Annotated in this window: 12 protein-coding genes; all 12 read right to left on the bottom strand. The window is 67.8% G+C overall.

Going from position 1 to position 10,106, the window contains the following annotated elements; genetic code table 11:
* Nucleotide 1 precedes the first annotated feature (1 nt).
* Nucleotides 2–895: a phosphatidate cytidylyltransferase gene (locus tag HY703_00275; protein ID MBI4543614.1), complete on the bottom strand. Its 894-nt coding sequence runs from the start codon at nucleotides 893–895 to the stop codon at nucleotides 2–4.
* Nucleotides 896–935: 40 nt separating this feature from the next.
* Entirely contained in the window at nucleotides 936–1,487 is a 552-nt protein-coding gene (frr, locus tag HY703_00270; protein ID MBI4543613.1) for a ribosome recycling factor, read from the bottom strand.
* A 230-nt stretch (nucleotides 1,488–1,717) separates the two neighbouring features.
* The gene (locus HY703_00265) at nucleotides 1,718–2,524 is read right to left on the bottom strand and encodes a UMP kinase (GenBank protein ID MBI4543612.1); all 807 of its coding nucleotides are present in this window, start codon (nucleotides 2,522–2,524) and stop codon (nucleotides 1,718–1,720) included.
* 2 nt (nucleotides 2,525–2,526) lie between these two features.
* The gene (tsf, locus tag HY703_00260; protein MBI4543611.1) at nucleotides 2,527–3,120 is read right to left on the bottom strand and encodes a translation elongation factor Ts; all 594 of its coding nucleotides are present in this window, start codon (nucleotides 3,118–3,120) and stop codon (nucleotides 2,527–2,529) included.
* Between the two features lie 120 nt (nucleotides 3,121–3,240).
* Nucleotides 3,241–4,134: a 30S ribosomal protein S2 gene (gene rpsB, locus HY703_00255; GenBank protein MBI4543610.1), complete on the bottom strand. Its 894-nt coding sequence runs from the start codon at nucleotides 4,132–4,134 to the stop codon at nucleotides 3,241–3,243.
* A gap of 179 nt (nucleotides 4,135–4,313) precedes the next feature.
* Nucleotides 4,314–4,712, bottom strand: a complete 399-nt coding sequence (rpsI, locus tag HY703_00250; GenBank protein ID MBI4543609.1) for a 30S ribosomal protein S9 — start codon at nucleotides 4,710–4,712, stop codon at nucleotides 4,314–4,316.
* 2 nt (nucleotides 4,713–4,714) lie between these two features.
* Nucleotides 4,715–5,143, bottom strand: a complete 429-nt coding sequence (gene rplM, locus HY703_00245; protein MBI4543608.1) for a 50S ribosomal protein L13 — start codon at nucleotides 5,141–5,143, stop codon at nucleotides 4,715–4,717.
* A gap of 140 nt (nucleotides 5,144–5,283) precedes the next feature.
* On the bottom strand, nucleotides 5,284–6,144 hold the full coding sequence (locus tag HY703_00240) for a sigma-70 family RNA polymerase sigma factor (protein ID MBI4543607.1): 861 nt from the start codon (nucleotides 6,142–6,144) through the stop codon (nucleotides 5,284–5,286).
* A gap of 195 nt (nucleotides 6,145–6,339) precedes the next feature.
* A complete protein-coding gene (lepB, locus tag HY703_00235) occupies nucleotides 6,340–7,029 on the bottom strand; it encodes a signal peptidase I (protein MBI4543606.1) in 690 nt (229 codons plus the stop codon).
* 94 nt (nucleotides 7,030–7,123) lie between these two features.
* A complete protein-coding gene (locus HY703_00230) occupies nucleotides 7,124–7,492 on the bottom strand; it encodes a hypothetical protein (GenBank protein MBI4543605.1) in 369 nt (122 codons plus the stop codon).
* A gap of 128 nt (nucleotides 7,493–7,620) precedes the next feature.
* Nucleotides 7,621–9,123, bottom strand: a complete 1,503-nt coding sequence (locus HY703_00225) for an aldehyde dehydrogenase family protein (protein MBI4543604.1) — start codon at nucleotides 9,121–9,123, stop codon at nucleotides 7,621–7,623.
* A 199-nt stretch (nucleotides 9,124–9,322) separates the two neighbouring features.
* Nucleotides 9,323–10,106: sigma-54-dependent Fis family transcriptional regulator (locus HY703_00220; GenBank protein MBI4543603.1), on the bottom strand; the 784-nt coding region annotated here is incomplete at its 5' end.

The raw sequence follows: 10,106 nt of genomic DNA, 5'->3' as shown, positions 1-10,106 counted from the left end.
CCTAGCTCCACCCCGCGGCCAGCACCAGGCCCAGGTACCAGTAGGCCACGGGAAAGGCAAAAAAGAGGGCGTCGAAGCGATCCAGAACGCCGCCGTGCCCGGGGAAGACCCGTCCCGAGTCCTTGACGCCAGCCTCGCGCTTGAGCAAGGACTCGGCCAGATCCCCCAGTTGCGCGGCCAGCCCGATGAGCGCGCCGCCCACGGCTCCGGCCAGCGCGTCCAGAGGCAGTCCCAGCCAGTCTCGCAACAGGAACGCGCCCAGAGCGGCGCCGGTGAGTATAGCCGCCGCCATCCCCGCCAGCGCGCCCTCGACGGTCTTCCCCGGGCTCACCTCCGGAATGAGCCGGCGCCGCCCCCACGCCCGGCCAACGAAGTAGGCGGCGGAATCGTTGATCCAGGTCACGGCAATGGGAAACGCCACCAGTGAGGTGCCCGCCCGCCTCGCCCACTCGGCACCGCCCGCCCAGCCGGCTTCTGCCGGCAAGTGCCGCAGGAACAGCGCGTAGGCGAGCGTGCCGCCGCCCAGCAGTGCGCCGGTCAGCGTCACGGCCGCCGCCAGCAACGGCTGGCCGGCCACGCCGCGCCTCCAGATCGCCGCCACTGCCAGCACCAGCAGCAGTAGCAGGAGCAGTATCCAGAAGAGTGGCGCCGCCTCGCTTTCGGCCGGCCGGGCCGCCGCCAGCAGCACGAATGCTGCGGCTACGGCCGTGCCCGGCAGAGCGAAGGCCTGGACGCCGCGGCGGGCGGCCAGTCCGTAGAACTCGAAGGCGGCGCCCGCCGCGAGGATGGCCAGCACAAGGCCCAGCACCCAGCCGCCCGCGTAGAGTGCGGCGAGCGTGGCGGGGATGCCGAGGGCAGCCACGCCCACCCGCTGGGCCAGTTCGCCGCGAGCCATCAGCCCACCGTCACTCGGCCGAATCGCCGCGCAGAAACGCTCAGACCTCCATCACCTCCTCTTCCTTGGCCTTCAACACCTCGTCGATCCGGCCGATGTACTCGTCCGTGAGCTTCTGCACCTCATCCATCTGGCGGTGCGCATCGTCCTCGCTCAGCTCGTGCCCCTGCTGCCGCGCCTTGATGTCCTTGTTCGCCTCCTGGCGCGCGTGCCGCACCGCTACCCGCCCTTCCTCCGCCAGCTTGTGCAGCATCCTCACCAGCTCGCGCCGCCGCTCCTCGTTGAGGAGCGGGATCGGGACGTGGATCAGGTTGCCGTCGTTCGAAGGGTTCAGCCCCAGGTCCGCCGCCTGGATGGCCTTCTCGATCACCGGCAGGAGGCTCTTATCCCACGGCTGCACGCGCAGCAGGCGCGGCTCCGGCGCGCTCACGGTTGCAACCTGGTTCAGCGGCATCTTCGTGCCATAGGCCTCGACCCGCACCGTGTCCAGCAGTGCCGGCGTCGCCTTTCCCGTGCGCACCGAGGCGAACTCGCGGCGCATCGCCTCCACCGCTTTTTCCATTTGCTCGCGCGCTTCCCCGATCGATGGCATGCGCCCTCCCGCGTGCTGAGCCGAGTCGTCCCGCCTTTTTTGCTCGAGTGGTCGAGTTCGTGAGTACGGCCACACAGCGAGGGCGCCGAGCCGCACCGCTGGCCAGGCGAGCGACTGAGGCGTAGCCAGGGTGCTAAGCCGCAGGGAGCGCAACGCAGCCAGCGGGGATGGATCGGCGGCCGAATGCGACCGTACTTGCGAATTCGACCACTAAGATAGGGGCGGAGCCTTCAGCAGACCAGCGTGCCCACAGGCTCGCCGGCAACGGCCCGGGCCACGGCGCCAGTGCGCCCGATATTCAGGACGACGATGGGCAGGTCATTGTCCTTGCACAGCGAAACCGCCGCCGTGTCCATGACCCCAAGCTCACGGGTCATGACTTCCATAAAGGAAAGCCGCGGAATGAACTCCGCGTCCGGATACTTGGCCGGATCTGCGCTGTACACACCCTCGACCTTCGTCGCCTTGATGAGCACATCCGCTTCCATCTCGATGGCGCGCAGCACGGCGGCCGTGTCCGTGGAGAAGTAGGGGTTCCCCGTTCCGCCCGCGAAGATCACGACCCGCCCCTTCTCCAGGTGCCGGAGCGCGCGCCGGCGGATGTACGGTTCGGCCAGCTCCTCCATGCGGATGGCGGTCATGACGCGCGTCTCTACGCTCTCGCGCTCGAGCAGGTCCTGCAGTGCCAGCGCGTTGATCACCGTGGCCAGCATCCCCATGTAGTCGGCGTTCACCCGGTCCATTCCCTGCTGGCTGGCCTGCGTGCCCCGCACGATGTTGCCGCCGCCGATCACCAGGCCCAGCACCACACCCATCGAGTGCACCTGGCGGATCTCGGCCGTAAGCCGGGCAACGACCGGCGGCGAAATGCCGAACCCCTCCTCGCCTGCCAGCGCCTCACCGCTCAATTTGAGCAGCACCCGCCGGTACTTGAGCGCCCCGGGCGCCTGCGCCGCCACAGCTTCGAGCGCCGCCGAAGCACCGGCCGTACGCGCCCGGTCCACTCCCGCGCTCCCGCCCCGCCGCGCCGCGCTCATGCTCACTCTCCCAACGCGAAGCGGGCGAAGCGACGCACTACGATGTTCTCGCCCGTGCGCGCAGAGGTTTCGGCCACCAGCTGGCCCACGGTTTTCTCCGCATCCCGGATGAAGGTCTGCTCGAGCAGCGCGTGGTCCTGGTAAAACTTCTTCAGCTTGCCCTCCACAATGCGGTCCCACAACGGCTGCGGCTTCCCCTCGTTCCTCACCTGTTCGCGGAACACTCGCCGCTCCCGCTCGACCACTTCCTGCGGGATCCCCTCCGCGGTCACGGCGAGCGGGTCCGCCGCCGCGACCTGCATGGCCAGGTCACGCACCAGCTTCTGGAATTCTGGGGTCCGCGCCACGAAGTCGGTCTCGCAGTTGACCTCGAGCAGTACGCCCAGCTTGCCACCCAGGTGGATGTAGCTGGCGACGACGCCTTCCCGCGCCGCGCGCCCGCTGCGCTTCACCGCTCGGGCCGCGCCCCTGGCCCGCAGGATATCCACCGCCACCTCGAAGTCGCCTGCGGATTCCTCGAGCGCCTTCTTGCAGTCCAGCATGCCCGCGCCCGTTCGGTCGCGAAGCTCCTTCACCTGCGCTGCACTGATCGCCATACTTCCTTTCCCGTCCTGCTGGTGGCACCATTCCTCACTGGCAACAAAAAGCGCCGCAGGGCTGCAGGGGTCGCAGCGCTGCAGCGCTCGGGAGCGCTGGGCACTCCGGGCGCGGGTCAGCTATGCCTCCTCCCCCTGCTCTTCCTCCGCCCCCTGCTCTTCCTCCGCCCCAGTGCGCAGCGTCGCAATCACCTCCGGCCGCGGCCGGCGCTTGCGCCGCGGGCGCCGCCGCGGGCGACGCTGCTCTTCCGTCACCTCGCGTGCCATGCCCATTTCCGTCGAGTAGGTCACCGCCTCGACTTCCTCCGCGCGCCGGCGCGCATCGGGCGGCAGCTCCTTGCGCGCCTGCTCGATCGCATCCGCAATCCCCTGCGTGATCAAGGAGACGGAGCGGATCGCATCATCGTTGCCCGGGATCGGGTAGTCGATCATGTCCGGATCCGCATTCGTGTCCGCAATGCCGACCACCGGGATCCCCAGCTTGTTCGCCTCCCGCACCGCGATCTGCTCCTTCTTCGCATCCACTACGAATACCGCGCCGGGCAAGCGCGCCATGTCCTTGACGCCTGCCAGATACTTCTCCAGCTTTTCCCGCTCGCGCCCGAGCAGGAGTTGCTCCTTCTTGGTGTAGAACTCGTATGCGCCCTCCTCGATCCCGCGCTCCAGCTCCTTGAGCCGCCGGATTTGCTTGCGGATCGTCTGGAAGTTCGTCAGCATGCCGCCCAGCCAGCGCTCCGTCACGTAGAGCGCACCGCAGCGAACCGACTCCTGCTCGATGATCAGACGGAGCTGCCGCTTGGTGCACACGAAGAGCACCCGCTCCCCCCGCAGCGTCACGTCCCGCGCGACCTGCTGCGCCTGGCGCAGCAGATCCAGCGTCTTCTTCAGATCGATGATGTGAATGCCGTTGCGCTTCGCGAAGATGTACCTCCGCATCTTCGGGTTCCAACGGCTGCTCTGGTGGCCGAAATGGACGCCCGCCTCGAGTAACTGCCTGAGCTCGATATCAACCATGCCACCTCACGCTAACTGGGGTTCTGCCGCCACCGCCTTCCCCCACCCTGCCGCCCTCGCGGGGACCCCAGCAAGACGTCCAGCGGTGTGTGGACGCGGCAGCCGTTACCACCGGCTACCGCGTCGAGGAGTCGAGCCGCACCCGCGGCTCCGATCCAGACACTGAGCGCCGACGGCGCTCAGCGCTTCGAGAATTGGAAGCGCTTCCGCGCCTTCGGCCGCCCCGGCTTCTTCCGCTCGACCTCCCGCGGGTCGCGCGTCAACAGGCCGCATGTCCGCAACGCGCCCCGAAGCTCCGGGTCGTACTTCACCAGCGCACGCGCCAGCGCCAGCCGGATCGCCCCCGCCTGCCCACTGATCCCGCCCCCCTCGACCGTCACCTTGACGTCGAACCGCCCCTGCTGCTGCGCTATGGCCAACGGCTCCTGAATGTGCTGCTGATGCGACAGGCGGGGAAAATACTCCCCCAGCGGCCGGCCGTTGAGCTGCCATGCCCCGCCCCCGGGCCGCAGGTACAGGCGCGCCACGCTCGTCTTGCGACGACCGACTCCGTGAAACTGCTCCTGACTCGCCGCCATCCTCAACTCTCCAGCCGCTCGGGACGCTGCGCTTCATGCGGATGCGTCGGACCTGCGTAGACCCGCAGCTTCTTGCGCATCAGTCGCCCCAGGTTGTTCTTCGGCAGCATCCCCTTCACCGCCAGCTCGATCACCCGCTCCGGATGCTGCTCGCGCATACGCCGGAACGGGATGAACTTCTCGCCGCCCATGTAACCCGTGTGCCGGAAATACGTCTTCTTCTCTTCCTTGCTCCCGGTCAGCCGAACCTTCTCCGCATTCACCACCACCACGAAGTCCCCCGTGTCCAGGTGCGGCGTGTACAGGGGCTTGTGTTTGCCGCGCAGCACCTGGGCGACCCGGCTGGCTAATCGCCCGAGCACCTGCCCCTCGGCGTCCACCAGCCACCAGTGACGCTGGATGTCGGAGGGCTTCGGCGTATACGTCTTCATGTCTACCCCGGTCGCGTCGAGCCGAAACAGTACAGCTTTGAAGGATACCGGCCGGCCCAATGGCTGTCAACCCCAGGCGGCAGAGGCGAATCTGCCTTCAGCCGTCCTGCCGCTGCTCAGCGGATTCGGCCTGAGCCGGTTCAGCCCAGGAAGGTCTCGAGGAAGCGGGCGCGGGAGGCGTGACGCAGGCGGACCAGCGCCTTCTCCTTGATCTGGCGGACGCGCTCCCTGGTGATGCCGAGGCGGGAGCCGATCTCTTCCAGCGTCATCGGCTCCTTGCCCTCGAGGCCGAAGTAGAGGCGGAGGATGCGTGCTTCGCGCTCCTTCAGCGTGGCGAGCGCCTCCTCGATGCTGCTGGAGAGGGCGCGGTCGTAGGTCTCGTCGTCGGGTGCCGGTGCGAGCTGGTCCGCCAGGTAGTCCAGCAGGCGGTTGTCCTCGCCGGGGGTGAGGGGCGCGTCGAGCGAGAGGTGGGCCTGCGCGATGGCGAGGGTGCGCTGCACCTCGTCGTGCGACAGCTCGAGCTCGTCCGCGATCTCTTCGATGGTCGGCTCCCGGCCCAGCTCCTGGAGCAGAGTGGAGGAGCGCCGGCCTATCCGGTGCAGCGCTCCGGCGCGGTTCAGCGGGACGCGCACAATCCGGCTTTGTTCGGCCAGCGCCTGCAGGATGGCCTGGCGGATCCACCATACGGCGTAAGAGATGAATTTGATGCCTTTGGTCTCATCGAATTTGTGGGCGGCGCGGATCAGGCCGAGGTTGCCCTCATTGATGAGGTCGCCCAGTGCGACCCCCTGATTCTGGTACTTCTTGGCCACGGACACCACGAAGCGGAGGTTGGATCGCACCAGCTTGTGCAGCGCGTCCTGCTCCCCTTGCTTGATCTGCGCGGCCAGCTCCACCTCCTGTTCCCGGGTGAGCAGCGGGTAGGCGCTGATCTCTTTGAGATACTGGTCGAGCGAGCTCTCGTCGTACGTCCCGCGGCGGGACATGGTGGTGAAGCTCATACGGCGCTCCGAAGCTGCGACAAGGTGGTGGACCCGTCAGAAAGCCGTAGAAATAAGTCGCGAGGCGGCGCCCAAAGCGCCGATTCGATCGCTCAGCGGAAGAATAGTCCGATTTATGTTCCATGATTCTCGCGGCGCGGGTATCACGGAACTTTTAGATCCGCCAGGCGCGCCCCTGGGGGGCGCAGTACGGGCCTAATGCACGGTGCCGCCGATGCGGCCCCAGCGGATCTGGGTGACCCAGGGGAAAGGCCTGAGTGTCTTAGGATCGAACGAGTAATAGATGAACAGCGGCTGGCCCTTCACGGCCGCCTGGTCGACGAAGCCCCAGTAGCGCGAGTCTTCCGAGTCGTCGCGGTTGTCGCCCAGCACGAAGTAATGCCCTGTCGGCACGATCAGCGGCCCCCAGTTATCGCGGGTCGGCCGGCATTCGCCGTTCTCCGGCAGCTCGAGCAGGTACTCGCACTGCCAGAGCATGCTGGCCACGAAGATGTCGCCGTGCTGGTCGATATATCGGACGTACGCTGTCTCGTTTTTCGGCTCGCCGTTCACGTGCAGCACCTTGTCCACCATCTCGAGCGTGTCGCCCGGCAGCCCGATCAGGCGCTTCACGTAGTTCTTCCCGGGGTCATGCGGCGGAACAAAGACGACGATGTCGCCGCGACGCGGCTGGTCGAAAGCCGGAAGGCGGGCCTCTGTGCCAGGGACCTGTGCGCCGTAAACGGCCTTGTTGACCAGCAGGAAATCGCCTACTAGGAGGGTCTCCTCCATACTTCCGGTCGGAATGCGGAACGCCTCCACGAGGAATGTGCGGATGATGAGGAACAAGCCGAAGGCGATGACCAGGGACTTGAGCCACTCCCACGCCCAGCGCCCCGCGGACATCGCGCTGCGTCCTTCCGCTCCCGTCTTTTTCGCTGGTTCCTGCACCGGTTCCGAGGCGGACCGGGTGCGACGTCGTCTTGCCAACCGTAAGATGCTACTCGCCATCGTCACCTGTCAAATCATCGGCTGTCCCGGAAGCCGGCGTCTCCGGAAACGGCTCCGTATGGGCCGCAAGCAACTGCGCGCCTGCGCGACGGGCCGCGGCGCCGATCTCCTCGCGCAACGCCGCCAGGGCGGCAGCGCCCGTGGCGGCCTCGAGCACAAAGACGAGCAGGGCGCGACTGCCTGGCCGGCGCCGCGCCTCCGCGGCGCGCGTCCCTTGTGCGTCGCGCCCGCTACCCGCCTGGGCATGGACGCCCCTGGCCGGCAGCCTGTCCAGCACCTGGCGCACAACGCGTTCCAGTCTGGCCGGGTCGATGCTCCGGCCCGCGGCCGTAACCCGATCCGCTACCCGTCGGATCAAGGCCCGTTCCAGCTCGGGAGAAGGTACAACCATAGCGGGTTACCGCGGTTTTGCGCGTGACGGCAGGGGTTGGAGATCGTAGCGGCTCGCGCCCCCCGGCGCCAGCCCCCTGGACCCGCACCCACCCGTTAATACGGGCTCGCGCGGTACGTGTCAATCTGCGCCCGCTGCAGCCGCCCCGAGTAGTCCACGTAGACTACCTTGGTCTCGGTGAAGAAGTCGTAAACCTGCCAGCCGCCCTCGCGGTGCCCGTTCCCCGTCTTCTTCACGCCGCCGAAGGGCAGGTGCGCCTCCGCTCCGATGGTGGGTGCGTTCACGTAGGTGATGCCCGTGTCCAGCTCGGCCATGGCCCGGAACGTGGCGCGCACGTCGCGGGTGTAGATCGAGCTGGAGAGGCCGTACTCGACCTCGTTGTTGATGAGGATCGCTTCCTCCAGGTCGCGGAACCGCATGACGCTCAGCACGGGGCCGAAGACCTCCTCGCAGGCCAGGCGGCTGCCCGGCCTCACGCCGCGGAGCACTGTGGGCTGGAAGAAGTAGCCGCGGGCGAGCGGCCCATCTGTCGCACGGTGGCCGCCCAACACCACCTCGTCTCCCTCCTGCCGCGCCACGTCCAGGTAAGAGCTCACCTTGTCCATTGCCTGTTGGTTGATGAGCGGCCCGACCTGCGTGCCCTGCTCGAGGCCGTTCCCCAGGCGCAGCTCACTCGCCCGCCGCAGCAGCCGATCCAGGAAGGGGTCGTGAATCTGCTCGTGCAGCAGCAGGCGGCTGGTAGCCGTGCAGCGCTGGCCGGTCGTGCCGAATGCGCCCCAGAGCACGCCGTCCAGCGCCAGCTCCTGATCGGCATCGGGCAGGACGATCTGCGCGTTCTTGCCACCCATCTCGAGGGACAGCCGCTTGTGCATGCGGCCGCAGACCGCGCCGATCGCGGCGCCCACGGAAGTGGACCCGGTGAACGAGATGACGGGCACTCCCGCGTGCTCGACCAGCGCGGCGCCCACCTCCTCACCCACTCCATGCACCAGTTGGAAGACTTCGGGCGGGAGTCCCGCCTCGAGCAGGATCTCGGCAAAGAGCTTGGCCGTATGGGGCACATCCTCTGCCGGCTTCCAGATCAGCGAGTTCCCGCACAGCAGTGCGGGGAAGATCTTCCAGCTCGGCACGGCCAGGGGGAAGTTGAAGGGGGTGATGACGCCACAAACGCCAATGGGCCGGCGGTAGCTCATGGCCCACTTCTCCGGCAGCTCGCTGGGCACCGTGTGGCCGAACAGCCGGCGCCCTTCTGTAGCCGCGTAGTATGCCGTGTCGATCGCCTCCTGCACATCGCCGCGCGTCTCCTCCAGCACTTTGCCCATCTCCCGGGTCATGGCCCGGGCGAGCTCGTCCTTGCGCCGCGCCAGCAGGTCGCCCGCCGCCCGCAGCACGTCGCCGCGGCGCGGCGCAGGCAGGCGCCGCCAGAGCTCGAATCCACGCTGCGCCGATGCCACCGCGCGCTCGAGGTCCGCCCGCCCCGAGCGCGGCCAGAGGCCGATGAGGTCCGAGGTGTCCGCCGGGTTGCGGTTCTCGAAGTAGTCGCCCGCCGCCGGCTCGACCCACTCCCCGCCAATCAGGTTACGGAACTTCTCCGCCATACCTCTCCCTCCTTGCCCTTTGTCGGGACGGTCAAAGGTCGAATTGACCGATACGATCGCTCTTCCTCCGCTCCCGAAGTAGCCGGCCGCCCAGATTGGGGCGGCGGCTCAACGTGCGGATGCACCTACTGGTACTCGTGCACGTACACGGCCGTTACTGCGACGACTCGTTGCTCTGACCAGAGCCTGGGTAGTTAGGTTAGAGCTCTTCCCGCATCAGCCGGTATTTCTCGATCTTCTTGTACAGGTTCGAGCGCGGCATGCGTACGACCCGCGCCGTCTCGCTCACGTTCCAGTCGTGCTCCCGCAGCTTGACCAGCAGGTAGGCGCGTTCTGCCCGCTCCTTGAAGGCGGCGAAGGTCGGTGCGGCCAGCAGATCGGCCGCTGCCGCACCGGGCGCTGCGGCGCCCACGACCAGCCGCTCGACCTCGGCGGCGGCGATCTCTGGCCCGCGGGCCAGGATCAGCAGTCGCTCGACGGTGTTGCGTAGCTCGCGAACGTTGCCCGCCCAATCCATGCGGGCCAGTTGCTGCACGGCCTCGGCTGTCACTCGCCGGGGCGGCAGCCGCTGCTCCTGGATCGCGCTCTCGACGAAGTAGCGGACCAGCATGGGGATGTCCTCGCGCCGTTCGCGCAGCGGCGGCACGTGCACGGGCACGACGTTCAGGCGGAAGAAGAGGTCGCCGCGGAAGCGGCCAGCCTCGATCTCGCGCTCGAGATCTTTGTTGGTCGCGGCAATGACGCGCACGTCCACGCGGATCGAGCGCTCGCCGCCGACGCGGGTGATGACGCCTTCCTGCAGCGCGCGCAGCACCTTGGCCTGCGCGGCCAGGCTCATGTCGCCCACCTCGTCCAGGAACAGCGTGCCGCCGTCCGCCAGCTCGAAGCGGCCGACGCGGTCGGCCTTGGCGTCCGTGAAGGCGCCCTTGACGTGGCCGAACAGCTCGCTCTCGAACAGTCCCTCGGACAGCCCGCCCGCGTTG

The organism is Gemmatimonadota bacterium, assembly GCA_016209965.1.
Lineage (GTDB): Bacteria > Gemmatimonadota > Gemmatimonadetes > Longimicrobiales > RSA9 > JACQVE01.
The sequence above is the reverse complement of the archived record's forward strand: the minus strand, read 5'-3'. Positions and strand labels throughout refer to the sequence as shown.

What these genes read in the sequence shown, in the direction of transcription:
- HY703_00240 (MBI4543607.1), bottom strand. Translation starts at nt 6,144, where the DNA reads ATGAGCTTCACCACCATGTCCCGCCGCGGGACGTACGACGAGAGCTCG.
- frr (MBI4543613.1), bottom strand. Translation starts at nt 1,487, where the DNA reads ATGCCATCGATCGGGGAAGCGCGCGAGCAAATGGAAAAAGCGGTGGAG.
- HY703_00275 (MBI4543614.1), bottom strand. Translation starts at nt 895, where the DNA reads ATGGCTCGCGGCGAACTGGCCCAGCGGGTGGGCGTGGCTGCCCTCGGC.
- HY703_00265 (MBI4543612.1), bottom strand. Translation starts at nt 2,524, where the DNA reads ATGAGCGCGGCGCGGCGGGGCGGGAGCGCGGGAGTGGACCGGGCGCGT.
- lepB (MBI4543606.1), bottom strand. Translation starts at nt 7,029, where the DNA reads ATGTCCGCGGGGCGCTGGGCGTGGGAGTGGCTCAAGTCCCTGGTCATC.
- tsf (MBI4543611.1), bottom strand. Translation starts at nt 3,120, where the DNA reads ATGGCGATCAGTGCAGCGCAGGTGAAGGAGCTTCGCGACCGAACGGGC.
- rplM (MBI4543608.1), bottom strand. Translation starts at nt 5,143, where the DNA reads ATGAAGACGTATACGCCGAAGCCCTCCGACATCCAGCGTCACTGGTGG.
- HY703_00225 (MBI4543604.1), bottom strand. Translation starts at nt 9,123, where the DNA reads ATGGCGGAGAAGTTCCGTAACCTGATTGGCGGGGAGTGGGTCGAGCCG.
- rpsI (MBI4543609.1), bottom strand. Translation starts at nt 4,712, where the DNA reads ATGGCGGCGAGTCAGGAGCAGTTTCACGGAGTCGGTCGTCGCAAGACG.
- rpsB (MBI4543610.1), bottom strand. Translation starts at nt 4,134, where the DNA reads ATGGTTGATATCGAGCTCAGGCAGTTACTCGAGGCGGGCGTCCATTTC.